Source organism: Teichococcus globiformis (genome assembly GCF_042646265.1).
GTDB classification, from domain to species: domain Bacteria; phylum Pseudomonadota; class Alphaproteobacteria; order Acetobacterales; family Acetobacteraceae; genus Pseudoroseomonas; species Pseudoroseomonas globiformis.
In genome coordinates, this window is the sequence record NZ_JBHRTN010000005.1 from 1 (window position 1) to 21,452 (window position 21,452).

The window sequence follows — 21,452 nt, forward strand, 5'->3', positions numbered from 1 at the left end:
GCAGTCCCAGCTTTGTTGCGCTCATAATCTACGGCCGCGAGCCCGTTCACGTGGGGCAGGTGCATATCCTCAAGGGCAGGGATTTCGAGCGGCGCCAACGGGCCGACCTTGAGCAATTTGCTCCGGGCAACCTCAAACGACTTGGTCCGCCGGTTCGCCCGGTTCAGGAGGAAAGCCGTTCGAGCGCCCCCTTGCTTGAGGGTGAGGAACCATGGCGCCACTGATTCGAGATCATCGTGCGTCGGGCTGGTCGGAATTAGCACCAGAGCCGCTCGGGCGCAGAGTGAGACCATGGCACGCATGTGCTCCTCGACGCTGGGAGCCGTGTCGATGATCGCCAACTGATGACCGGATGCTGCCGCCTCGATGGCAACCAGATTGCTCACCTCGGTGTGGGTGATCTCCGGCACCACGATCTGCGGGAGCTTGATTTTCGCTTTCTGGCGCCGTTCACCCCACCGGGAGAGGGTTCCCTGCGGGTCGAGGTCGATCCCAACAACATCGATGCCGTCGAGAGCCGCAGCGACCAGCAGATTGCGGGCGCAACTGGACCGCCCGCAACCGCCTTTACTCCCACTCAGGATCAGGAGCTTACTGTCAAGCTCTTTCCCGCCACGCGGTGATCGTGCCATCTCTGTCATCCAGTCCGTTCACCGGGGATGATCGGACAGGCAAACGTGCATCGCAAGTCTCGCCAAAGACTTTCACACGTGAAAATATGTCCGATTCGGTCTTTCTATATCTATGGTTGGCGGCAGTTGAACCCGAAGCAGGGCGGACGCGGCGCGTTGTAGCTGGGCGAGGGAGTGTAGATCGTGGTGTCGCCGCGCTGATCCAAGAAGAAATGGGAGGTCCCGCCGGGTCCCATGATCATGACGTTGCCGTTTGGCTGGCCGAAGATATGGGTCTGAGCGGAGCGGGGAGGACGGTAGCCACCGCCAGAACGGCGGACAGGATCGCGGTGCGCATCGCAGGTCTCCATGAAGCACGGGAAGTTGTGATCCCCGTCCTGCGGACCCGTTGCGGAGCCGAGATTACCGAACCCTTAATTCGGAATAGATTCCCGAGCGTGTCTTCACCAAGGGAATCATCGCGTGAGAAATGTTAAGCCTAATTGTTGACCGATGCGAGTGCTCGGCTCACGCATTCTCGGCTGGACTAAGACGCCCAAATTGTTCTCTATATGTTCTCACCATGAGCGACATCTCGACCCTCCTGATCCCGCCCACGACGGCTTTCCGAGTGCGTCGTGTCATCCAACAGGCCCTCGACACGGCTACGGTTAGAGAGGCGGCCGGGGAAGGGCGCGGCTTCCTGCGCGCCCTATGTCCAGCACTGCCCGCCACGGTCGTAGCGCAGGCTGTCGAGGACATCCTCGCTGACCTCGATCCGTTCCTGCCGGACCTGCTGGACTGCGAGCCGGACGCCCGAAAGCCACCGGGGCAGATGTCCCTTGGCTTCTGAGATGGATAGCCCGGCACTCGGATACGGTATCGGCGATGGCTACGTGGACAGCGTCCGGAAGGTGCTCAGGTCCGCGCTGGCTCGCGATGTGCCGGTCCGGGAGGCGGCGGCCGAGGCGCAAGGCTATCTGCGGTGTCTGATGGTCGCGCTGCCCGAGCCGATGATGCAGAGGCTGATCGACTGGCTCGTGGCCGAGAACCACCCGCTGTAAACCAGTGGCTGCCGCGAACTATGGCAGGCCGCATCCGAGCGATCCGCTCGGTCGCCTGCGGCACTGCTGGCTCAAGATCGATTGCGAGTGCGGCCGGAGCCTGAGCCAGCTTGTGGCAGAGTTCTGCGCGCCCCAAGGTATCTTGCCCTCGACGCCCGCATGGCGGGTCGTGGAGAAACTCCGATGCCGGTGCGGAAAGCGGCCCCGCGCGGTGATTACTGCCAATCGTCATGGCCGGTAGGCCCAGCTTCATGCATCAGTAGACCTTGTAGATAGCTGTCTGTTTAGCCGGTGAGGGCAGGTGACGGTTCAGGCCAAGGCGGTATGATCACGGTTCCAAAACGGAGGATCGTCAATGCAGCCGATAAACGTGGGGCTGTTGATCTGTGGCATTGTCCTACTGATCGGGAGCTTCGTGCTTCGTCACTGGCGGGCGAGACGAGCATTCTACCGCCGCACGGATGGCGGGATGCTCGCGTTCGACAACTACAGACAGTCCGTCGTTTGGAACACCACCGACTGGATCGCGGCAGTGGCACAGAGGGTGGCCCTGATCTTCGGCGGCGTGCTGGTGGGCGTCGCTCTTACGATGCCCATGCCGCCCGACACATCACAGCCGCGCAACGGCCTCCACGGCGCCCATGAGGACGGCGAGCGCCGCGTCGTAGAGAACATCCTCTAGTTCGCGCATCTCAGGGTCGGCCGCCGCGATCCATTCGCGACGATCCGCTCCGATCTGGTGGAGCCTCGCCGCGACGGCGCGGAGATCGGCAAGGTAATCGAGGCGCAGACCGTCCGCGTAAACGGCCGCGCGGATGCTGTCGAAAGCCGAGAGGGCAGGGGTCACGGGTAACAATGCGCTTCGATGTGGACGGTGCCGTCCTCCGCGACAACGATCGCGAGGTGTCCCAGCAACCAACCGTTCGCCAGATCGTCCGCGATCACCTCGGCATCGGGTGGTAGTCCGGAGAGTGCCGCGATCAGTTCAGCAACGGTCATGTGAGAGAGGCTCCAAAGAAGAAAGCGCCGCGACCGGTAGTGGAGGATCGCAACGCTTTTGATTGAGCTTCTCACGGCTACGGCAGAGATCGTCGGCGGCGATCCACCACGATCATCGGCCGCATCTATTTATGCTACCGAGACCGGTCAGGCCGTCACGTGCCGCGCTTGGCGTCGAGCGAGGCGATGACTTCGCAGACGATTTTCTCGCGCATCGCGACCATCTTCTCGTAGGTGATCGTCGGCGGGAGTGGCGGCAGATCGATGGTGAGCGACGGAGCCACGGTATCAACGATTTGCGCAGCGATTTCTTCGAGCGTGCTGCCCTTCTCGACGGCGACACGTTTGAGATGCTGCACGGCGTCGTCGGGCAAGGTGATGGTGATCTGATGTTGCATTCGACTTCTTTCCAAAACTTTCAGTGCGCAGCTTACCGCGCGCCGTCCAGCGTCACGCGCAGCGCCATGGCGACAGCATCGGTGGGCGTCGTGATCACCACGTCGGTGAGCGTCTCGCGGATCGTGCAGCCCGGATAGGTCTCGGCGAGATACTCCCGGAGATCGTGGACACACGCGATGCGACGCGGCATCCGCACGATCAGCGGGTCGTAGTCGGCGAGCCAGATCGGGGCGTCGGGGACGATGCTCATCTCGCGACCTTCTTCTTCTGCTCGGCCGTCGAGAGCGCGTCATCGAGCATCTCCTGCACGATCTGCGAGATGTTGATGTGGCCGCCTTCGCGGTCCGCGCGGTCGGCCGCCATGCGGCGCAGGATCGAGACTGTGTCGCGGAGGAGAGTGAGCGTCGTGCGTGTTTCGGTGGTCATGGACGCGCGACACGCATCTGCGGGAACCATTTGCGGAGCGTGTCGAGCCGACCCTCGCAGGTGTCATGCTCGGCAATGAGCTTCGTCAAGGCCCAGTTTGGATCATCTGTCGGATCAGGCTGCACGTAGATCAGCCTGCCCCGCACCGCGTAGGCCACGGCTTCCACTAGAGTGAGATCGCCGCCTTCCGGGAGATCGGTCGCAGGATCAACCACAACCAAGCCCGTAATGCGGGCATGGTCCCGAATGGAAAAATTGTCAGGACTGATAACGTCCTGTTCAGTCTCGTCCGTCTGAGTCGCGCATTGCCCCTCGATCTGTCGCGCGACTCGTGCCTCCCAGAGGCGGAGCACCTCGGCGGAAATCTGATCGTGGATCACCATGGACCGATCCCTGAACTCGTCGAACGCCGCGGACCAGAGATAACGGATCGTGCTGCGCAGCAACTCGGCCGCGACCGTGCTGCGCTCGATGGCGGTGACCATGCGATGTGCGGCCGACGATTTGTCCACCATACGAGGGCACTCCTGTTGCGCGTTCACGGCGCGCGGAATCTGCGATCCCGACCACACGTCGGGGAGGGTGGTGGCCGTTCGGGTTTCGGTGGTCATGGAGCAACACGCTCCGCAGCACGGCGCCGACCCTTCCGCTCGGGCGATTCAAGCTCGCTCAGATCGGCCGCCGGGAACACGTCCGCATCTGGCTGCTCCGAGGCGTGGTGTAGTGCGTCGAGCGCCTCCTGCGATAGCGCAACCGCGACGCGAACGTCGTAGTGGGCGGTATGCGGGACCACCCGCACATCCGCGTGCAGCGCCGCGATCCGCGCGGAACGTGCCTCAAACAGGTCGTCCTCGCCGCCCTGCGGGGGCGGTGCGGGCTTGATCTCGAACAGGTCATCGGCCGCCGCCACGATGAGCCGGTCGTCGTCGTGCCGCCCGTGATTGATCCACCAGCCTGCGTCGGTGATCTCGTGAGTCAGCCAGCGGAGATACGGCCGCGTTTCCAACAAGCGCGCGCGGATATCGAGAGCCCAGTCAAGCTGTTTCGGCGAGCCATTCAACGCGGGCAACCCCTCGGTCGCCGCTTGCTGCTCGATGGCAGCCCGTGCCTCGGCTTCATGCGTCTCACAGCGGGTCCGCTCGATGAGGTTGCGCCACTCGCGCACTCGGTTGGTTTTGACGCTCTCTGTGGCGACACAGCCGCAGCGCCGGGTCGCCGAGTAGGTTTTGTAGCCAGCCATCGCACAACACTCCTGTGCGCATCCACGACGCGCGGGATCGGCGATCCCAACCGCACATCCTGCGCGACCGAGAACCAAGATGGACCAGCCGCATGATGCAGCGGGGCAGGCACGTCATGGGGGTTTGCGCATCGGGGCCGATCTCGCTGATCGACCGGCAGTAGGCTGCCGCGCTGGACGCGCTATCACCAGCGGATCGGCTCCCGATCCGAGGCGTGACCAAGGTGGTCAGCGTCGAGGAGGACAATGGCACATCCGTGCAGATGCATCAATCAAAAATTAGACGGATGCCCGTCGCACCAAACATCAAGATTTTGGCCGCTTGGACGCACGATTGTAACAGGCCACGCAAACTATGCGACACTTTGAGTCATGTCGACTGTGGAACGTTACTGGGGTTTAGCCAATTGTCTACTCGCTACCAACCCCAACCTCTCAAAAGGAGACGATCAATGAGTGCTTCCATTGAAAGCCTTGCGGCATCCGCTCTCGCTGCTGGGCAGCCGTTCGCCGATGCCTTGAACAACGACTCAACGACCGCTGGCATGAAGCCGCAGGGATGCTCCTACCAGTGCTGGGTGACGATTGGCCCAGATGGGAAGCCTCAGGTGACCTGCGGCATCAAGTGCTGAACTAATGCAAAGGTCGTGGCTATCGTCGGCCACGACCGATCTACACTGAAAATGTCTTGAGCCCGCCACGCCGGGCGATCTCGGCGACGATACCAAGAGCCGACAGATCAGTTGGCTCGGATGCACCGAGAGGCTTCGTCCAGTAGCGGTTTGCACCCTGATAGATTCGAATCTCACTGAACCGAACTCCGACCCGTCTGCGCAGGGGACGAATACCAAGGCCTCATACCTCGTGGGCGAACCCCTCAATTCCCGGACGACACGCTCGGGACCGTCCGGCTCCATCGCGGCCAATGTGATTGGCGTCGTGCCCTTGGCCTTCCGCTCGGGCGTGCCCTCCACGGTGGCGCGGTAACCCTCGGTGGCACTGTGCGGCGGATGGTCGTCCTCGGCGTAGTCGGCGATCAGGAGCGCGACTTGAAGCTGATCGTCGGGCGATAGGTCGGCGATGGTCACGCATACCCCACGATCTGGCGCTCGACGGCCTCAACGCGCTTGGCGTAGCCGCGCCACGACTGGGGCTGATTATCGTAGAGGTAGTAGGACTGATCACGACCACCCCCGACCGTGAGACCCAGCAGCGTCGCCAGATCAACTCGGGTCCGGACAGCTTCGAGCAGGCGGTAGTTCCGATCCCGGACCTTTTAGACGAACTGGTCCGCGATGTTCACGCGGACGTAGCAGTGGGGCAGTGGCGCTCAGGTGCGGGCATCACGCATTCCCCGCAGTTTCCCCGACCAGCAGCGCAAGATACGATCCGCGCCGCAGAGATCGCCGACCGTCGTCCTCCGCGTGGCTGATCATGTTCACCACTCGCACACAGGCAGGATTGCAGCCGATCCAATCGACGTGGAGCGGACGATCACCAACTGCGCGGTGCAGTTCCGTGAGCCATTCCTGCACCTCCGGATAGGGCTTGCGGTCGAGTTCATAGAGCGCGATGCGGACATCGGAGCGAAGGGTCATGCCCTCCCCTCCGCGATGGCCGCACGGTTTTCAGCCAACTCAAGTGCGGCCAGTTCGCCCGCAGCCTTCCGCTCGGCCATCACCTGCGCGGCCCATTTCTGATTGCGGGCGATCTTCTCGGCCACGGAGAGCGGACGGTCGGCGTCCACGGTGATGGGGTTCGTGGCGGCGATCTGGTCGGACCGACCTTCAAGCTCCACGATGCGCGCAGCATGGTCGCACGTAACCCCATACAGCCTGCTGTTTTCGGCATCGCGCTCTGCCAGTCGCTGGCTCAATTCATTGATCAGCATCGAGGCCGCGCGACCTGCGCTCTCCGCTTCATCGAGGCGATCCTCAACCGCCTTCAACCGTGCCACGACGACGCCGAGCATCTTGGCCGAAACGGTGGCCTCGCCATTCTCGACCGCCTTCTTGCGCCGGAGGGCCGCCGTGACCTTGGCGCGGTGCGCCGCATACCAGTTGTGCGGATCGTAGTGCGTCCGCCAGATAGGGGCGTTGGCATCTGATCCTTCACGGCGCTCCTCGCCGCAGGACAGGATCATCTCGCCATCGTCGAGATACAGGGTCACGGTCGTGACCTCGTTGTCGATGATGACGGCTGAGCACATCTGCTCCGAGCCCGAAGGCAGGTTCTCCACGAGGCCGATCAGCGTGTTGGCGGAGAGGGTGCAGGAGTAGGCGCGGAACAGGTCGGCGCTCTCCTGCGTCATGGTGCCGCGAGAGACGCGCCGCGTGAGGCCCTTGCGGAACTCGCGCGGGATCATGAGCGCGCAGTAGTTGGTCTGGGCATGGGTGCGCTCGATCTGGTCGAGCGGGCACTGCAAGGTGCTGATCTTGAGCCGGAAGCCGGGCTTGCCGTGTTGCGGCCCATCCTCGCGGTTGTCGAACAACTGGATTTCGGCGTGATTGATGGCCGCACGCGACGGCACAGGGTTGTGCTGGATAGTCACAATAAGGTCTTTCGCTTCAACCTCGTGTCGCTCGTTGGGGCCTCGGCGCGTTGCAACACGCCGAGGCCAAGCGAAAGATGAGGTGGACCGGGAACTGCCGGTCTGATCTATTTACCATGCAGGGCTTCTTCTGGCGCAACCATAATGTTGATTCTGTTGAACTAAAAAATGTTGGTTGAAAGATGATGGTCCAACAGTTTTTTTTCGATTTTTACTTGATGGAAATGCGGCATATGACCTGCGAGTATTGGTCTCGCTGAGCCGCCCAGAAGCCCGCTGAGAGGCTCGGCATCTCCGAGGCGGCCCATCTACCAAACGATACTGAAACGCTCTCAGGGGACGCCCCAGCGGCTCGCCTGAGCCATCCATTGAGGTCGTCATCCGGCTGGTGCCTGAGACCTGATCTCCCTCGGAGGCGAAGCCGTGGGCGCAGCACCTTGTATCGCTTGCCGGACCCCACGGAGTGGGGTTCTCTTTACAAGCTATATAAGGATTCCATCAGTTAAGCTTGCAAAGAGAACACCATTTTAGGAGCCGTCAGGTGCCCGGATGGGATTCTTGGACGCCGCCAGAATCCCAGAACCCTACGAAATCCGGCGTAAAATGGGGTTCTAGGGTTCTCGCCCGAACCCAGAATCCCACTGGCATGGCTGTCCAATGGGGTTCTGGGTTTGAGAACCCCGCGTGAGAACCCCATTTCGAGATCGGGCCGTGGGGTTCTTGCCAGAAGGCGGAGGCTGAGAACCTCACTCAGCGCCACTATCGGTTAGGTCACCTCAACTATCCACGGTCCGGTCTCGGATCGCCTTCGTGACCTCGGGCATTACGCTCAGCACTTCGAACGAGACGATCTTCTGGTAGCGCGCCACGACCATGGCGGCGTCGTCCCACGTCCCGCCGAGCCGCTCGCTTTCGCGCACTGCCTTCGCGATCCCGGCCATCTCCACAGACGCGGTCTCCGACATGCCGCCCGACATGGCTTCCACGATGCGGGCGGCTTCCTCAAACGGGGTTGAATCAGTGGTCATCTAGACCGTCCATATGGCTGGGGCGGCTGTATGCATTCGTAGAACTTTGTGGCGGCTACACTGCTCCCTCGCAGCGAAATGGTCCAAGGCGGTTCGGTGCCTTCTGGAAAGCGAAGCGTGAGGTTCGACTCCTTGGCAATCATGGCGATGATGAACATCGAATCCGCCTGTGGCGTATAGCTGATGACCGCTGTTCGACTTCCAGCCGTCGACTTCGACTCAAACTTCCACTCGCCAACCTCCAAGCCCACCGCCACCTTCTGGCCTTCAGGCAGCCGCCATTTCGGATTGGTGACAATGAAGGCGTATGCCTGCTCACCTTCCGTCTTGCGTATCATCAGACTGCGGTCGCCGACGCTAGACATCGCGCAATGACCCTTCTCCTCGTCGGCAACAACGGCCCAATCTCCCGTTTGCGATAGGATTTCGACCTTCGCCTTTGCAGCCATTGGTATCAGGAAAATAGCAGAAGCGAGGAGACGGGCGCGCACAGCAATACCTTGTGGTTGATGATCAAGCCTGCCTCAGCCTTAGCTGAACTACTATCCACATGGCAGCGAAGGATGCTTTAAGACACTACACGAACACGTTGCTCAACAGAGCAGGGCGCCATTAGCGCCGCCGTCCTCAATCCTCGGCACCCGCACATCAGCGCCAACCTCCTCCCGATCACCTCGGAAGGATAAGTCATCGGACAGGCGAGCCCGTCCGGCAACGGCGGGCCAGCACCCGAAGGCGTGGATACCACCACGGGCGGGCACGTGAGTCGCTCCCTACCGTCATCCCCGGAGGATCGCACCGGAACGGGATCGGCGTCCCACCGCTTAACAGCCGTTGGGAACGGCCGCCACGACGGGTCGCATCATGTGCAGCGCCGCCAGATCGTCTGCCCGAATGATCTCCACGAGGGTCGCGCTGTCGGCGTAAGCGTCGAGGCAGTGTCGAAGGAACTGATGCACCTCGGGACCGGCAGACGGAAAGAGGGCGACCATGGCGCTGCTCACGCGCTCACCTGCCGCCCTGACGCGGCGCCGGTGGAGATAAGGTGCGAGATCGATCATATCAGCCATCAGACAGCGTCTTCTTCTGATCCGGTGCCGGGAGAGGAAGCGCCTCACCATCCCGCATGATGGTGCAGGCGATCTGGTGGAACGCCCAGTTGTCCATCTGCACCGTGGTGCCCAGTGTGCGGACGGCACGCGCGTAGAGTGCAGCCAAATTACTCACAAACTTGCTCCTGCGCGCACGGCATCTTTCATGGCTCGCGCACGTCGATTTCGATTTCAGTTAATGGACTGCACCACGTGAGGCAGTGCGCTGCACACCACTAAAGCGGAAACATCCCTCGTTCAATTCTATTTTGTTTGTTCTTCGAGTCCTTCTCGAAGCACTTGGTGCGCGTGAGCAGTTGCATCGCCGAGCACAATCATTCCGCCTCAGCTTCCACACTGAACATCAGCGCCATAGGCGCCGCATTGCTTTATCAGCGGACAGCCCGGACAAGGTCGCGCACTGGATAGAGGCCACGGCGGCCTTATCCTGAATGATCCAGACCGCACCCTCGAACGGGATGGTCTCACTCACGGACAGCATCTCCTCCAATCCCACATAGATCATCAGGCGGTCGAACCCGCACGGCGACAGCGGGCCAGCACCCGGAGACCCGGAAAACGCCGGGAAGCCATCAGACTCCGCTATGCTCCCGCGCATAGCACCGGACCGTAGGAAACGCGCCCTACCACCCGTTCATGAACATCCAAGATGTCGATGCAGAAGAGCAGGCCGGAAGAAGTCCGGCGCCCTCATCGGAGGCTTGGTATGCAACGCCGTTTCGCCTTGTTGACCTTGCTCAAGGTCGCTCGGAAAATGGCGCCACCGTTGCCCAGAGTAGCACATGACTGACGAGCATCAGCATCCGACGCGAATGGCCTACTGTTCATACTGCGGCGGGCCCCGGTGGAGTTACATCCTCGGTCAGTCGAGCCAGCGAGCCGAGGAAGATGATAGCGAAGTCTGGTTTCAAGAGGACCGCTTCATCATGCAATGTCGTGGCTGCCTTACCCAGAGCTTCTTGCTGAAAGAATCGAACAGCGAGTTGTTCGACACCGAGCATTTCGATGGCGAAGAACATGAACATCTGATCAAGCGCGAGACAAGCTTCCCCGCCGTTGCCAAGCGTCGTAAGCCAGAATGGTTCTGCGCATTCGCCTTCGAGCTACAGATGGATGATCTTGAGAACGCTCTCCTTGAGCTATACAGCGCGTATGAAGCCGATCTCAGGATACTGACCGGCATTGCCATGCGAATGTGTTTCGACATCGCCGCACAAACTCTCGGCGTGGATGCTGATGTGCGGTTCGTCGAGAAGATCGCCGCGTTGGAGAAGGATGGTCACATCACCCCGGCTGATCGAGAACGCATCGACACGCTAGTGAACGCGGGCAACGCCTCCACGCATCGCGGCTTCAAACCGAACTCTGATGATCTCCGCAACCTGATGAACGTCCTTGAGGCTTTCATCTACGACTCCATCATTGCGCCCCACCGCAAGAAGAAGATGGACGCCGAGATGAAGAAGATGGCGCCGCATGTGGCGAAGAAGCCCGGTGATGGTGTCCGTAAATAGCAGTATTGGTTGAACCACGTCGAGAGGTGCGGGGAGCACGCGGGGACACGGCCTTTGCTGTGTGCAGATTGCGAGCCGCTCTGCGCCACTTCGTTTCACAGCGGTCTTGCACCGGAACCACAGGATCAGCGTCGTGCGGCTGATAATCTTCAAGCTTGATTGGAGGTGCGAGAGCACCCCTACTGAGGGTCCCGAGGAGCGTCTGTTGCCTATTCCGGCTCTCAGATCACAGTTCCCGGAGTCAGGCTATAACGACTTTTTGTTGATGGCTGTTGACAGGAATCGACATAGGCTTGCCCCTTTCATTGCATTATCGAAAGAATACTACTATGACTGAGGTAAACGCAGCGGTCTCGATAAACCAGTTGCTCGCGCAGAAGCCGCCCATCAACTACGAAGTCGATGTTGAGGTCTGGGAGGATGTCTGGGAGGAACTTCCAGACAGACCAGCCGTCACACGTGGGACTCTTCATCGAGTCAGACGGCGCGCCAAAGTCATCAGAAGGCAGACGGCTGCCGCACCAGCCGAGGTCATTGATAGCGAAGTGGTGGTTGCTCATGAAGTCGAGTGGCGCAAAGAGAAGATGACTTCCTTGCCGGAGAAGCTAGTTATCCAGAGAGTTCTCTATACACATTGCTCCGAGGGCACTCTATCCGTGCCGATCAGCTTGTCGGTCTCTGCAAGCAAAGGGTTTACGGTCTCCAAGAGTAAAGGCGTCACGACGACGCAGAACCACCGTGTTAATCTCAATATCCCACTTAGCTTCGGCGCTCCGGCGCCGGGACCGAACTCGTCCCTGTCATTCGGCGTAGACTTCAACACTTCTACTTCTATAAGCACTACAGAGCAGGAAACTTCATCAAAGCAGGAAAGCCGGTCTTTCGGAGCTAATCTGAATCTCACTAAGAAGGAGCGCGGATATGTAGAACTCATTGCATATCAATTCGGCATCTCAGTTCCATTTAAGGCGAAGGTGACGGTGGACGGCAATTTGAAGCCGAACATTAGTGGGCTGATGCGCGCATCTCAACTACTAAGCGAGACCGAAAGAACATTCGAGATCGAAGGAGAGCTTGTTGCCCACGATGTTTCTCAGGGTCATGCATCAACGGTCGTTCTACCGGGCTTGCCAAACTGCGACAATGCTCCGCCGTTGATCACATCAACCGAGAACCCGCTGTATCCTCCGGGCACGGTGATGGCTGATGCAGCCACACGGTCGAGAATGTTCATCCTGACCGATGACAATATAGCGCAGCCTGCTGCACCTGATCTTCCGACATGGGATGGCGCAACAATGGGACCCCCCACGGGAACCACCTACTACGTTACCAGCAGCTATACGATTGGAAAGTTCGCAGTCCAATGTGGCTTCAGCGATCTCGGGGTTCCAAACACAGGCATCTTCAACGTTGAGGAACGGGAGTATACCACTTGGGTGGATGGCAAGGCATCCATGACTTGGCGCGAAACGGTGGAGACATTTCAGAGTTGTCCGAACGTTTCTTGATCCTCTGGCCGACGTGGAGCCTGCTGGGTTGGATATCGCAGCAGCATGTCGCCGAAGTTCCGATCCGGCAGTGACCGTTATCGCGGTCGTCCTCCTGTGGAGGTGCCGGGAAATCAGAAAGAAGGATGTCCATCTTGCGTGCGCGCTTCACGAGGGCAGCGTCATCCAGCCCCTGCTCCCACTCGGCAAGCTCCTGCTCCGCATGATGATAGTGCTGCACGTTCGCCCGAAAGACCTCAGCCTTCTGCGCCTACTTCACGGAGCGATGGTGACGCCGCCAGTGAATTCGCAGCTGAGGGCGCTGAGATAGTCTCCTGAGAAGAAAGGCAGGAGTCTTCATGACCTGATCTTAGCAATTGCTACTGCCGCGTAGCGAGACCGAGCGCGCAAGGCTGTGGCCGTTTTCACCGTGCCGTCCACCTCTGGATGAAACGGCTTTAAGGCCGCCGCACCATCGCTGCCACGGCGTTCCGAAAACTCTGCTCGATGTCCAGAACCAGCGTGAGATGCGTCAGGCTGTTCCCGGCGAGATCACGGCCCAAATCATGCCGGGCCTTTTCCTGAAGGCGTGCCTTTGCGTCAGCCAGCATGGTGTTCCAGAGGCGAATGATGTCACGAGTCGCCTGCTGACGGTCCAGCAGCGGCAGGTTCGCAGCGCATCGCTGCGCATTCAACCAGTCAACTTGCTTAGGAAAGTCCGTTAGCGAGGGCAGCTTGACCATAGCTAATCCGGGTCCTCAAAATTCCTCAAAGACCGATCCTGAGTATCAGCAGGATGGACAATCCGGCCTGTCACTCAAAGCCCATCTGCTGATGCGCGAAGAGCCAACAATCCATTCGTGATCCTCTCGCTTGCCCTTCCGACATGCACCTCGCGATGGTGCGCCGGGCAGACACAAGCGAGGTTGTTCAGCACATCAGGACCACCTTGTGAAAGTGGCATAATATGATGCACTTCCACATATGGCTGCCCGTCCTTGCTGACGAATGTCGGATGAACGCAGCCGACCACCTCGCAGCGAAAGCTGGCTCGGACTTTCGCAATGGCTGAAAGCAGAGGGTCTCGCTCAAACCGTCGTCCTGATGTGACGCTACTCTTCGGCAGTGGGTTGGCTACACCGCGTGTCCTTTCATAGCGAGCCATAAGAACCTTCAATGGCAAGGCAGCAAGGCTGCTGACTTGTTGTTCATGCTGCTCGGCGGATGCAGTATCGCTGCCCAGCACCGAGGTCGGCGTCACCGGTTCCCATAGCCTCCGGAACTCGTTTTCGAGTTCAGCAGATCGAACAGCTTGCTCGGCAGCATCATAGAACCGGAACCAGACGGCCTGATCGATCTTGCTGCCTCCTGAGAACCCGCTTCGACTATCGCGCGGATCAAGGCTGCGGAAGTTCATGACTTTGTTGTAGACGCCGCTAACTGCACGACCGGTCAGTAGGGCGGTTTCGGACACCGGCGATCCAGCAGACTGCGAGACTATCCCGCCATAGGTGCGATGATAAGCCCACAGTCCTGCTACAGACTCTGCGTAGGTCCAATCTACGCCAGACATCGTCCAAAGAGCTTGAATCCGTTCGGCTTGCCTCGAAGGAACCGCAAAGTTCGTGCCCGCTGGACGCTTCATGATAGTTAGATCGCGCAGGATTGGGTCTTCCTTGAGCCAGTCCCGCCGTATGATCTCACGTTGACCCGCTACCCGGCGCAGCTTCAGCCGAACGCGATTTGCGGACTGCGCGGCATCTCCCGAGAAAGGAGATGAGCGCCAGAAGGGTCGCGAGGCAGCATCATCTGGCTGGATCGACGGTTTCTCCAAAATCGCAGCTTCCGCCACAATGCCGCTATCTCTGGGCGATCCATCTCCGACTGCCCTCCAAAGGAAGACTCGGTCGCCAATTGACATTGCCTCGCCGCTGCTGGTCACCAGCCACAAGAAGTCAGTCGGAGAGGTTTCAAGGAACTTCTCGATCTCGAACATCTTTGGGTTGGCTTGGAAAATCCAAGTTTGGTGCTGCATTGATTGAACTACACCCTCTTGATACGTTTGGTGCAGAAGCCGGTCGTAATGACGCTCCCTGTCGAGGACAGGACGGCATAGGCATTGAGCTTGGACTCGATACATTCATGTGTCCAACTGCCTACATCACGATGCAGGGCGCGGCGCGACGCCTTTTCTTCGATAAGGCGCTCGGCTCTACCTCCTACCGAAGTGCGTCGGCCGTAGATGTGCAGCCGATCAATGATGAGCGGCGGCACACACCGTTGTTGTGCGCGTTGAGCGGCATGACGGGTGAAAGGCTCGGACATATTAAAGCTCGCTGCATTCTGGGTCTGCGCCGCACAAGGCGACAGCCGGAGAACACCGGCTGTCGATTACAAAGATCAGTCCTCGGCAGAGTGTTTCGCGAGGCCCAGCGAAGCCAGTGTGATGCCTGTCAGCTTGGCACGCTTGGCGTCCTCTGCCTCCCGTTCCTTGCGCAGCATCTCAGCAGGGATGAAGTCCCTATCTTCTGGTCGTTTGAGGTCGAGCACCTTCCATACATTGCGCGTGGCGCCACTGACACTGTTAGCAAACTCAGTAGGCGTCATTGCACCAATCCGGCGAGACGCATCGCCTGCTTGGCGCGGCCCGGCAGGCGGTAATACGTCAAGCCCTGTCGCTTCATCACGTCGAAGAAAATCGGCGCCGTTTCGCCAACGGCGAATTTGTTGCCCGTGACTCGCAGCCCAAAGCCGCCCATCAACCCGCGAAAGGACTTCATGGGCAGGTTCAGCTTCTCCTGAAGGGTGGGAGAGGACATCCATCCGGTCTGCCTATAGAGGATGTTCAGCAGGTTCACCTGCGTCTCGTTTAATGGCGAGCCGAGCAGCATCCGCCGCATGGTGGGCAGGTCCATAAAGACCCGACCGGGGGTGGCAGGCGTCTCGGCGGGATCATCCTCGATTTCCGCTCTGCCAGAGATGGCGCCGATCACCGAGGCAAGGCTCCCTTCCGCGTTCTCCCGCACTTGCAGGGTCACGCCCTGCACACCGACCAGCAAGGTCAATGCCTTAGCGATGTCCATGGCATTGCCGCTCAACCTGAAGTCTACGTCCATCTCATCACCCCCTAAAGTCATCCTATAGATGACCCAAAGACAATCTAACGACAAGCCATTAAATGTCGAAAGGCGACCTAAAGTTAGTTGGGTCTACACACCGGAATGCTGACTCATCTGCCGAGCCCTGCCATGACCCCGTCCCCCCGACCGTATCCTGTCCCTGAGCCTCGATGCCGCCATCGCCACTGCGCTCGACCGGGCTGCCGCCCGCAGCGGCCGCGAGTCGAACGAGCAGATCGTCTGGTGGCTCATCGAGGCGCTCGACAAGGCGGACCTGCTGCCCGAGGACCTGCGCGCGTGGCTGCTGTGGCGTGAGGCGGTGATCAGCCGCTTCGGCAACAAGGCGGTGGAGATCATCCGCACCGAGGGCTGGCGCAACGACATCATCGCCGAAACCGCCCGGCGCCTGATGGCCGAGGATCAGGCATGGGGGGCGGATTACGAGAGCCTGATCGGCTGCGCGCCCTACACGAAAAAGGTCAAGATCAAGGAGCGGATCAACCCGTTGCTGGGGCGTCGGGTGAAGGCGCTGCTCGGTGCAGTCACCGGCAAGCCGTTTGCCGTCAAACAGCCCGCGATCTTCACCAGCGCCTCGCACCTGCTACCGCCGGACAACGACGCCGCATGATCCCGGAGTGGGCACCGTCGTCTAGTTTGCCGCTGTAGGCGCTCGGCGATCTCGCGCAGCGGGCGGCAGACTTCGCCCGCGCCACCACGAGGGCCAGCACGCAGCGCGCCTATGCCAAAGACTGGCAGGACTTCACCACGTGGTGCGCCGCGCACGGCGCGGTGCCGCTGCCCGCGCACGAACAACTCTTTGAGGGCCGCCAGCAGCGATGTGCCCTCACGGGCGAATGGCTCATCTTCGCCAAGCGCAACGGCCAGAACTACTACTTGTGCCTCGGCATCCATGGTGAGGACACCAGCATTCACCGGCAGATCGTGACCGGAGGCTGCTTAGAGGAGTTTCCCTTCCACCACGACATCATCGACATCACCGCCGAGCGAAATGCCTGACCTTCGGCCACCGCTCCTTTTCGGTTCCGGCCACGGATAAAGTCCGACTGCTCAAAGTTCCGATGTTATCGCCGTCCATCCAGTCTCCATCTCGCTCAGCGACAGATGACGGGGACCAGAGCCGCAGGACTAGCGTCTTACACCGGTCTATTGACCGTCTTTTTAAATCGCTTTTGAATGGAGATGTAGTCGAGGGTCCCAAGCGTGTCCGACAAAATCAGTGGGCTCCCTGAAAGGCGTCGCGCCACCTGCGCAGACTGCGGTGGTATCCGAAACTGTGACGTTCTTGGTTACCACAAAGTCGATGGCTCTGACGAGCACACATGGTGGGCAACGGAATACTATGTGCTCCGATGCCGTGGATGCGACAGCACCTTCTTCCAGAAGGTCGATACGCATTCTGAGGATACGGAGCCGGACTTTGATGACCAAGGAGAAGCCTACTTCACTCCGGTAGAACGCGAGACCTACTACCCGGCGCTGGCGCACAGGCCACGCCCAGAATGGTTCAAGGAGACTGGCAAATACATTAGCGCCATGGGTCCCTTGGACATGTCGCTAACGGAGCTTTACGCCGCCATCGATGCGAATCTGCACATGCTGTCCGGGATCGGAATCAGAACTGTCTTCGACATCGCATCTGAACAGTTGGATGTTGCCACACACCTTCCGTTCGCCGAGAAGATCGCCATTCTGGTTGCACGGCAGTTCGTGGAGGAAGAAGATCGCGATGCTATCACTGTCCTTGTCGATGCAGGAAGCGCGGCGGCCCATCGCGGATTTCGGCCAACAGAACGGCAGTTAAACCACCTCATGGATGTCTTGGAGCATTTCCTCGACCAAGCTTTTGTCCGCCCACAGAAGCGAGGTCGGATGAATTTCGAGATGAGGAATCTTGGTCCCTCTGTGGCTAAGAAGCCAAGGCCGAGGAAGGCTAAGAACAAGAATACGTCTCCTCCTGCCAGTGATGTTTCCGAATGACTGGTGATTTGCCAGAGGCGATGTTCCGGCGCCTCCTATCGTAAATCTCCACATGCGCGATCCGAGGACTGCCATACCATCGCTTCCACGGCAGCGCGGAAGCTCGACTCGATGTCCAGAGCCAGCACGAGGTGGGTGAAGCTGTTGTTGGCAAGATCGCGGCCGAGATCGCGCCGGGCCTTCGTCTGAAGTCGCGCCTTAGCGTCACCCAGCATCATGTTCCAGCAGCGGATGATCTCAAGGATCGCCTGCTCGCGATCCAGCGGCGGCAGCCCCGCAGCGTGGCGCCGACCGTTGACCCAACTGATCTGCCCGTCAAAGTCGGTGAGTGCAGGTTGCACATCCATGTCCGATGCTCCCAGAAAGCCGTCAGGTCCTGACGGGGATGCAGAGCGTATTGCGGCGCCGTCCGGAAGAATGGCGGCATGATCTGGCTGATCAGCCGTCCAGAGCACTCTCCCTACTTATCAGCCATCCACCGGCCATTCACTGCGTTCGAGCAGGCGCATGATGTGGGTGTTCACCGAAACCTCCGCCGCCGCCGAGGCCGCCACCGGGTGATACAGGTTACCCGGCAGCCGCAGCGTGGATCAGTTCATGCAGCGACTGTCCGGAGGACGCATCGCACAGCCTGTGCAGACCACCGATCTATCATGGAGCCCGCTGGCTCGGCCTCTCGTCAGACATCAGGTGCAGCCTCTCGCGCAACCCTGAGTCTGCCTTTGAAGAAAGTGTCATTGAGGTTTGCACGTGGGACGAATTGTCTACAGAGTGCGAGAGACTTCTGATCCTTTGTGAGAGGCACCGGATCACGTGGGTCCCTCACCGCATACTCAAGCAGCCTCCACTGAGATTCAGTAGCCATCTCCGTAAAGACGTTGAGCAGGCTTTCAAATGGCATCGATGTTTGAATGTTCGGGCGAGGGCTGGGTCCTTCGAAGTCTGTTGAGCCGTCAGCGTTCGTCAAGATTGGCGCCATGTTTTGTGCTACAGAGGAAATTCCCAAATTCACGGCACGAGCAAACAAGAACGACCAAACTAAAACGACATCGCAAGATTCCATCGGAATTGTGCGAATGTTGAAGCAATCGGCCGTGCGCGATGAGATGCGACCTGATGGTTTTGTTGTCGCCAGAGCATAGAATAGAGTGAAGTATCGCTCGTCGAATGAGCCCAATGATATCGCTCTCAGACCGGGATTTGTAACCTTGTATCGGGGGTCGCTCATCTCGGGTGCAAGATAGCCGAAGAATGGGACGTATCCCTCGGTCTGAATGACGTTCTCAGTTAGATGATAGCGAGCCTCTTTGGCCTTCTCAGGAAACCTTAGCTCACGCTTATATGTGCTATCGACGCCGTTCCTTGAACGGTGAAACGATATCTTGGAGAAGGAAACCGGAAGATGCTCCTCAATTGGCTGGTCTAGCGAATTGAAAGCGCGCTCGCCATGCCTAAGGAAGACATACACACCACTATCTGGATGTTCGACTAGACGCATCAGGCAGCGGGGTCCATCAGCGGTCGTGACGACGATCTGATACTCTGGCTTCATCGATTCTCTCCAATGGCAGCGTATCGATCATCGGCGTTTCCGGCCTCCGCAAGAGGTCTCTGGGATTGCCTCACGGCGACCATTCGGAAATTGATGGAAGGTGGCTTCTGGACCTGTGGAGCGCACGCACCATGTCGGCGCTGGCTTCGAGACCGAGTGTCTTCAGGCCATGGCGGCAATACGACGACGGAGCGCGTCGCGGTGACGCTCGGAAAGCAGTGGCACGATCTCGCAGACCAGTTCGACCAGCTTCGCTTCGCGGTCGCCCTGCGTCGCTTCCTCAACCTCAATGACCGAGACGCGCGCCAGCGTATTCGGCTTCGTGTTGGCCCGAGCGCAGAACTCCCGAAAAGCGATGAAAGCAGGATGTTCGACACCAACTTCGGTGGCCCACGCGGCCAGCACGCTCTCGGTCATCCGGCCGTCAAGATTGGTTTTGCGCTGCTCATGGTAGGCCGCCGGGGTGATGTCGGCGTAGCCGATGAACTTTGATGGGCCGAACAGAAAGCCCTGTCCGTGCCGGACGGCATACCAAGCCCGCGCGCGGGTGTAGGTGCCAAGCATGTCCTTGCGAATATCCGGCGGCAGTTTGGACGCTTCTGCCAGCACCGCATTGTAGCGGTGGATGTTTTCCACAGCGGCTTCCTTGGTGGTGACGAAGGTGAGCATGGCTCTCTCTCTTTCTGAACTGGTCCACTCATCATGCACGTTGAGTGCAATGACTTCAATAACTCATTTTACAAAAAGGAATCCGGTGATTGAGTGTCTTTCTGACTAGTGAGAATCGAAGCTTTCCGCTAATCAGGATTTTCCGGGTGATGTTTACACCACCTATTGCAGGCGATGTTCACATCACCATAGTTCGGTGGTGTTTACATCGCCGGGCCTCCCGCCCTCCGGAGCCACCATGACCCCTACCCCCGACAGCGTTATTGCCCTGCGCCTCGATGTCGCCATCGCCAAGGCACTCGGCCAGTCCGCCGCCCGCAGTGGCCGCGAACCGAACGAGCAGATCGTCTGGTGGATCATCGAGGCGCTCGACAAAGAGGGGCTGCTGCCCGAGGACTTGCGCGCGTGGCTGCTGCTGCGCGAGGCGGTGATCAGCCGCTTCGGCAGCAAGGCGGCGGAGATCATCCGCACCGAGGGCTGGCGCAGCGACATCATCGCCGAGACGGCGCGGCGGCTGATGACCGAGGATGCCGCGTGGGCGGCCGATTACGCGAAGCTGATCGCCGCCGAGCCTTATGCGAAGGGGGTGAAAGTGAAGGACCGCATCAACCCGCTGCTGGGCAAGCGGGTGAAGGGCCTGTTGGGAGCCGTCACCGGTAAGGCGTTCAGCGTGCCGCAACCGTCGATCTTCACCACCGCCTCGCACCTGCTGCTGCCGGACGACGACGCCGCATGATCCCGGCGCCGCCCGCCGCCGCGCCGCTCCCGGCCGCGCTGGCCGACCTCGCGCAGCGGGCGGCGGACTTTGCTCGCGCCACCACGGCGCCAGCACGCAGCGCGCCTATGCCACTGACTGGCACGACTTCACCACGTGGTGCGCCGCGCACGGCGCGGTGCCGCTGCCCGCGCTGCCGCAGACCGTGGGCCTCTACCTGACGCATCTGGCCGGACGGCTGGCGGTTGCCACCTCGGACGCCGTCTTGCCGCAATCTCGACGCTGCACCGGCTGCACGGCCACCGGCTTGATACCCGCCACCCGGCGATTCATAATGTCCTACGCGGCATCCGCCGTAGCAAGGGCACCGCGCCGCGTCGCGTCGCCGCCGCCACCACGCCCTTGCTGCGCGCCATGCTCGGCACCTGTGACACCGGGCTGGCCGGAACGCGCGACCGGGCGCTGCTGCTGCTCGGCTTCGCCGCCGCCCTGCGGCGCAGCGAACTGGTGGCGCTGACCGTGGACGACCTAACCGACGTGTCCGAGGGCCTGCGCCTGACGATCCGGCGCTCGAAGACCGATCCGGAGGGTGCGGGCGAACCCCTCGGCGTGGTGCGCACCGGCTCACCCACCTGCCCAGTGGCCGCGCTGCGCGCGTGGCGGGAGGCGGCGCAGATTGCCGAAGGAAAGCTGTTCCGCCGCATCGACCGGCACGGCAATTGCGGCACCGCGCTGAGCGACCAGTCCGTGGCGCAGATCGTCAAGAAACGCGCGGGGCTGGCCGGGCTTGAGGCGGGGGTCTTCTCGGGGCACTCGCGCGCGCCGGGCTGGCGACCAGCGCCGCCCAGCACGGCGTCGAGGAGCGGCTGATCATGCGCACCACGCGGCACCGCTCGCTGCCGGTGCTGCGCACCTATCTGCGCGACGGCGAGATGTTCATTGGCAACGCCTCCGGGCGTGTCGGA

General features: G+C 60.3%; 31 protein-coding genes. 9 read left to right on the forward strand and 22 right to left on the reverse strand.

All coding sequences use genetic code 11. The annotated features are described in order from the left end of the window. Positions 1-632: nucleotide-binding protein (locus ACFOD4_RS04475; RefSeq protein ID WP_379594734.1), on the reverse strand; the 632-nt coding region annotated here is incomplete at its 3' end. A 562-nt stretch (positions 633-1,194) separates the two neighbouring features. Here ACFOD4_RS04475 and ACFOD4_RS04480 point away from each other — a divergent pair. Further along, complete coding sequence (locus tag ACFOD4_RS04480; RefSeq protein ID WP_379594735.1) at positions 1,195-1,464, forward strand: hypothetical protein; 270 nt, start codon at positions 1,195-1,197, stop codon at positions 1,462-1,464. Between the two features lies 1 nt (position 1,465). Beyond that, positions 1,466-1,675: a hypothetical protein gene (locus tag ACFOD4_RS04485; RefSeq protein WP_379594736.1), complete on the forward strand. Its 210-nt coding sequence runs from the start codon at positions 1,466-1,468 to the stop codon at positions 1,673-1,675. Between the two features lie 610 nt (positions 1,676-2,285). Here the strand turns inward: ACFOD4_RS04485 and ACFOD4_RS04490 are convergent. The 14 genes from ACFOD4_RS04490 to ACFOD4_RS04555 form a co-directional block, all read right to left on the reverse strand. Further along, positions 2,286-2,522 carry a hypothetical protein gene (locus tag ACFOD4_RS04490; RefSeq protein WP_379594737.1) on the reverse strand — a complete coding sequence of 79 codons (237 nt, stop codon included), beginning with the start codon at positions 2,520-2,522 and terminating at the stop codon, positions 2,286-2,288. Next, positions 2,519-2,674, reverse strand: coding sequence for a hypothetical protein (locus ACFOD4_RS04495; protein ID WP_379594738.1), 156 nt, complete (start codon positions 2,672-2,674; stop codon positions 2,519-2,521). Before ACFOD4_RS04495 ends, ACFOD4_RS04490 begins: the two co-directional genes overlap by 4 nt. 155 nt (positions 2,675-2,829) lie before the next feature. After that, complete coding sequence (locus tag ACFOD4_RS04500) at positions 2,830-3,072, reverse strand: hypothetical protein (RefSeq protein WP_379594739.1); 243 nt, start codon at positions 3,070-3,072, stop codon at positions 2,830-2,832. A gap of 32 nt (positions 3,073-3,104) precedes the next feature. After that, positions 3,105-3,323: a hypothetical protein gene (locus ACFOD4_RS04505; RefSeq protein WP_379594740.1), complete on the reverse strand. Its 219-nt coding sequence runs from the start codon at positions 3,321-3,323 to the stop codon at positions 3,105-3,107. Further along, complete coding sequence (locus ACFOD4_RS04510) at positions 3,320-3,499, reverse strand: hypothetical protein (RefSeq protein ID WP_379594741.1); 180 nt, start codon at positions 3,497-3,499, stop codon at positions 3,320-3,322. The genes ACFOD4_RS04505 and ACFOD4_RS04510 overlap by 4 nt, the downstream gene beginning before the upstream one ends. After that, a complete protein-coding gene (locus tag ACFOD4_RS04515; RefSeq protein ID WP_379594742.1) occupies positions 3,496-4,110 on the reverse strand; it encodes a hypothetical protein in 615 nt (204 codons plus the stop codon). The genes ACFOD4_RS04510 and ACFOD4_RS04515 overlap by 4 nt, the downstream gene beginning before the upstream one ends. Beyond that, the gene (locus tag ACFOD4_RS04520; RefSeq protein ID WP_379594743.1) at positions 4,107-4,739 is read right to left on the reverse strand and encodes a hypothetical protein; all 633 of its coding nucleotides are present in this window, start codon (positions 4,737-4,739) and stop codon (positions 4,107-4,109) included. The genes ACFOD4_RS04515 and ACFOD4_RS04520 overlap by 4 nt, the downstream gene beginning before the upstream one ends. Before the next feature lie 1,343 nt (positions 4,740-6,082). Further along, complete coding sequence (locus ACFOD4_RS04525; protein ID WP_379594744.1) at positions 6,083-6,337, reverse strand: hypothetical protein; 255 nt, start codon at positions 6,335-6,337, stop codon at positions 6,083-6,085. After that, a complete protein-coding gene (locus ACFOD4_RS04530; protein ID WP_379594745.1) occupies positions 6,334-7,290 on the reverse strand; it encodes a hypothetical protein in 957 nt (318 codons plus the stop codon). Before ACFOD4_RS04530 ends, ACFOD4_RS04525 begins: the two co-directional genes overlap by 4 nt. A gap of 776 nt (positions 7,291-8,066) precedes the next feature. After that, a complete protein-coding gene (locus ACFOD4_RS04535) occupies positions 8,067-8,318 on the reverse strand; it encodes a hypothetical protein (RefSeq protein ID WP_379594746.1) in 252 nt (83 codons plus the stop codon). Further along, a complete protein-coding gene (locus tag ACFOD4_RS04540) occupies positions 8,315-8,809 on the reverse strand; it encodes a hypothetical protein (protein ID WP_379594747.1) in 495 nt (164 codons plus the stop codon). Before ACFOD4_RS04540 ends, ACFOD4_RS04535 begins: the two co-directional genes overlap by 4 nt. A gap of 333 nt (positions 8,810-9,142) precedes the next feature. After that, complete coding sequence (locus ACFOD4_RS04545) at positions 9,143-9,388, reverse strand: hypothetical protein (RefSeq protein WP_379594748.1); 246 nt, start codon at positions 9,386-9,388, stop codon at positions 9,143-9,145. Then, the gene (locus ACFOD4_RS04550) at positions 9,381-9,545 is read right to left on the reverse strand and encodes a hypothetical protein (RefSeq protein WP_379594749.1); all 165 of its coding nucleotides are present in this window, start codon (positions 9,543-9,545) and stop codon (positions 9,381-9,383) included. Before ACFOD4_RS04550 ends, ACFOD4_RS04545 begins: the two co-directional genes overlap by 8 nt. A gap of 228 nt (positions 9,546-9,773) precedes the next feature. Next, positions 9,774-9,902, reverse strand: a complete 129-nt coding sequence (locus ACFOD4_RS04555; RefSeq protein ID WP_379594750.1) for a hypothetical protein — start codon at positions 9,900-9,902, stop codon at positions 9,774-9,776. A gap of 310 nt (positions 9,903-10,212) precedes the next feature. On the opposite strand from ACFOD4_RS04555, the gene ACFOD4_RS04560 reads away from it, so the two are divergent. Beyond that, entirely contained in the window at positions 10,213-10,944 is a 732-nt protein-coding gene (locus ACFOD4_RS04560; protein WP_379594751.1) for a DUF4145 domain-containing protein, read from the forward strand. A 329-nt stretch (positions 10,945-11,273) separates the two neighbouring features. Next, positions 11,274-12,455, forward strand: a complete 1,182-nt coding sequence (locus tag ACFOD4_RS04565) for a hypothetical protein (protein WP_379594752.1) — start codon at positions 11,274-11,276, stop codon at positions 12,453-12,455. A 437-nt stretch (positions 12,456-12,892) separates the two neighbouring features. Here the strand turns inward: ACFOD4_RS04565 and ACFOD4_RS04570 are convergent, their stop codons facing one another. The 4 genes from ACFOD4_RS04570 to ACFOD4_RS04585 all read right to left on the reverse strand — a co-directional run bounded on the left by ACFOD4_RS04570 (position 12,893) and on the right by ACFOD4_RS04585 (position 15,550). Then, on the reverse strand, positions 12,893-13,177 hold the full coding sequence (locus ACFOD4_RS04570; protein WP_379594753.1) for a hypothetical protein: 285 nt from the start codon (positions 13,175-13,177) through the stop codon (positions 12,893-12,895). 74 nt (positions 13,178-13,251) lie between these two features. After that, positions 13,252-14,574 carry an HNH endonuclease gene (locus ACFOD4_RS04575; RefSeq protein WP_379594754.1) on the reverse strand — a complete coding sequence of 441 codons (1,323 nt, stop codon included), beginning with the start codon at positions 14,572-14,574 and terminating at the stop codon, positions 13,252-13,254. Between the two features lie 260 nt (positions 14,575-14,834). Further along, positions 14,835-15,041, reverse strand: a complete 207-nt coding sequence (locus ACFOD4_RS04580; RefSeq protein WP_379594755.1) for a hypothetical protein — start codon at positions 15,039-15,041, stop codon at positions 14,835-14,837. Continuing rightward, the gene (locus tag ACFOD4_RS04585) at positions 15,038-15,550 is read right to left on the reverse strand and encodes a hypothetical protein (RefSeq protein ID WP_379594756.1); all 513 of its coding nucleotides are present in this window, start codon (positions 15,548-15,550) and stop codon (positions 15,038-15,040) included. Before ACFOD4_RS04585 ends, ACFOD4_RS04580 begins: the two co-directional genes overlap by 4 nt. A 322-nt stretch (positions 15,551-15,872) precedes the next feature. On the opposite strand from ACFOD4_RS04585, the gene ACFOD4_RS04590 reads away from it, so the two are divergent. The 3 genes from ACFOD4_RS04590 (at position 15,873) to ACFOD4_RS04600 (ending at position 17,551) form a co-directional block, all read left to right on the forward strand. Beyond that, on the forward strand, positions 15,873-16,181 hold the full coding sequence (locus tag ACFOD4_RS04590; protein ID WP_379594757.1) for a hypothetical protein: 309 nt from the start codon (positions 15,873-15,875) through the stop codon (positions 16,179-16,181). A gap of 161 nt (positions 16,182-16,342) precedes the next feature. Further along, on the forward strand, positions 16,343-16,570 hold the full coding sequence (locus ACFOD4_RS04595; protein ID WP_379594758.1) for a hypothetical protein: 228 nt from the start codon (positions 16,343-16,345) through the stop codon (positions 16,568-16,570). 204 nt (positions 16,571-16,774) lie between these two features. After that, the gene (locus tag ACFOD4_RS04600; RefSeq protein ID WP_379594759.1) at positions 16,775-17,551 is read left to right on the forward strand and encodes a DUF4145 domain-containing protein; all 777 of its coding nucleotides are present in this window, start codon (positions 16,775-16,777) and stop codon (positions 17,549-17,551) included. Positions 17,552-17,586: 35 nt separating this feature from the next. Here the strand turns inward: ACFOD4_RS04600 and ACFOD4_RS04605 are convergent, their stop codons facing one another. The 3 genes from ACFOD4_RS04605 to ACFOD4_RS04615 form a co-directional block, all read right to left on the reverse strand. Continuing rightward, positions 17,587-17,898, reverse strand: a complete 312-nt coding sequence (locus tag ACFOD4_RS04605) for a hypothetical protein (RefSeq protein ID WP_379594760.1) — start codon at positions 17,896-17,898, stop codon at positions 17,587-17,589. Positions 17,899-18,230: 332 nt separating this feature from the next. After that, positions 18,231-19,103 (reverse strand): hypothetical protein, encoded by an 873-nt coding sequence (locus ACFOD4_RS04610; protein ID WP_379594761.1) that lies wholly within the window; start codon positions 19,101-19,103, stop codon positions 18,231-18,233. A 162-nt stretch (positions 19,104-19,265) separates the two neighbouring features. Then, a complete protein-coding gene (locus ACFOD4_RS04615) occupies positions 19,266-19,772 on the reverse strand; it encodes a hypothetical protein (protein ID WP_379594762.1) in 507 nt (168 codons plus the stop codon). Positions 19,773-20,010: 238 nt separating this feature from the next. Between ACFOD4_RS04615 and ACFOD4_RS04620 the strand changes: the two genes are divergently transcribed. Together ACFOD4_RS04620 and ACFOD4_RS04625 are read left to right on the forward strand one after the other, a co-directional pair. Then, positions 20,011-20,508, forward strand: a complete 498-nt coding sequence (locus ACFOD4_RS04620) for a hypothetical protein (protein ID WP_379594763.1) — start codon at positions 20,011-20,013, stop codon at positions 20,506-20,508. 135 nt (positions 20,509-20,643) lie between these two features. Further along, entirely contained in the window at positions 20,644-21,357 is a 714-nt protein-coding gene (locus ACFOD4_RS04625) for a site-specific integrase (RefSeq protein ID WP_379594764.1), read from the forward strand. Positions 21,358-21,452 lie beyond the last annotated feature (95 nt).

Excerpts from the sequence above, each read along its gene's own strand:
- ACFOD4_RS04480 (WP_379594735.1), top strand. The coding sequence starts at position 1,195 with ATGAGCGACATCTCGACCCTCCTGATCCCGCCCACGACGGCTTTCCGA.
- ACFOD4_RS04485 (WP_379594736.1), top strand. The coding sequence starts at position 1,466 with ATGGATAGCCCGGCACTCGGATACGGTATCGGCGATGGCTACGTGGAC.
- ACFOD4_RS04495 (WP_379594738.1), bottom strand. The coding sequence starts at position 2,674 with ATGACCGTTGCTGAACTGATCGCGGCACTCTCCGGACTACCACCCGAT.
- ACFOD4_RS04500 (WP_379594739.1), bottom strand. The coding sequence starts at position 3,072 with ATGCAACATCAGATCACCATCACCTTGCCCGACGACGCCGTGCAGCAT.
- ACFOD4_RS04505 (WP_379594740.1), bottom strand. The coding sequence starts at position 3,323 with ATGAGCATCGTCCCCGACGCCCCGATCTGGCTCGCCGACTACGACCCG.
- ACFOD4_RS04510 (WP_379594741.1), bottom strand. The coding sequence starts at position 3,499 with ATGACCACCGAAACACGCACGACGCTCACTCTCCTCCGCGACACAGTC.
- ACFOD4_RS04515 (WP_379594742.1), bottom strand. The coding sequence starts at position 4,110 with ATGACCACCGAAACCCGAACGGCCACCACCCTCCCCGACGTGTGGTCG.
- ACFOD4_RS04520 (WP_379594743.1), bottom strand. The coding sequence starts at position 4,739 with ATGGCTGGCTACAAAACCTACTCGGCGACCCGGCGCTGCGGCTGTGTC.
- ACFOD4_RS04525 (WP_379594744.1), bottom strand. The coding sequence starts at position 6,337 with ATGACCCTTCGCTCCGATGTCCGCATCGCGCTCTATGAACTCGACCGC.
- ACFOD4_RS04535 (WP_379594746.1), bottom strand. The coding sequence starts at position 8,318 with ATGACCACTGATTCAACCCCGTTTGAGGAAGCCGCCCGCATCGTGGAA.
- ACFOD4_RS04545 (WP_379594748.1), bottom strand. The coding sequence starts at position 9,388 with ATGGCTGATATGATCGATCTCGCACCTTATCTCCACCGGCGCCGCGTC.
- ACFOD4_RS04560 (WP_379594751.1), top strand. The coding sequence starts at position 10,213 with ATGACTGACGAGCATCAGCATCCGACGCGAATGGCCTACTGTTCATAC.
- ACFOD4_RS04565 (WP_379594752.1), top strand. The coding sequence starts at position 11,274 with ATGACTGAGGTAAACGCAGCGGTCTCGATAAACCAGTTGCTCGCGCAG.
- ACFOD4_RS04570 (WP_379594753.1), bottom strand. The coding sequence starts at position 13,177 with ATGGTCAAGCTGCCCTCGCTAACGGACTTTCCTAAGCAAGTTGACTGG.
- ACFOD4_RS04575 (WP_379594754.1), bottom strand. The coding sequence starts at position 14,574 with ATGTATCGAGTCCAAGCTCAATGCCTATGCCGTCCTGTCCTCGACAGG.
- ACFOD4_RS04580 (WP_379594755.1), bottom strand. The coding sequence starts at position 15,041 with ATGACGCCTACTGAGTTTGCTAACAGTGTCAGTGGCGCCACGCGCAAT.
- ACFOD4_RS04585 (WP_379594756.1), bottom strand. The coding sequence starts at position 15,550 with ATGGACGTAGACTTCAGGTTGAGCGGCAATGCCATGGACATCGCTAAG.
- ACFOD4_RS04605 (WP_379594760.1), bottom strand. The coding sequence starts at position 17,898 with ATGGATGTGCAACCTGCACTCACCGACTTTGACGGGCAGATCAGTTGG.
- ACFOD4_RS04610 (WP_379594761.1), bottom strand. The coding sequence starts at position 19,103 with ATGAAGCCAGAGTATCAGATCGTCGTCACGACCGCTGATGGACCCCGC.
- ACFOD4_RS04615 (WP_379594762.1), bottom strand. The coding sequence starts at position 19,772 with ATGCTCACCTTCGTCACCACCAAGGAAGCCGCTGTGGAAAACATCCAC.
- ACFOD4_RS04620 (WP_379594763.1), top strand. The coding sequence starts at position 20,011 with ATGACCCCTACCCCCGACAGCGTTATTGCCCTGCGCCTCGATGTCGCC.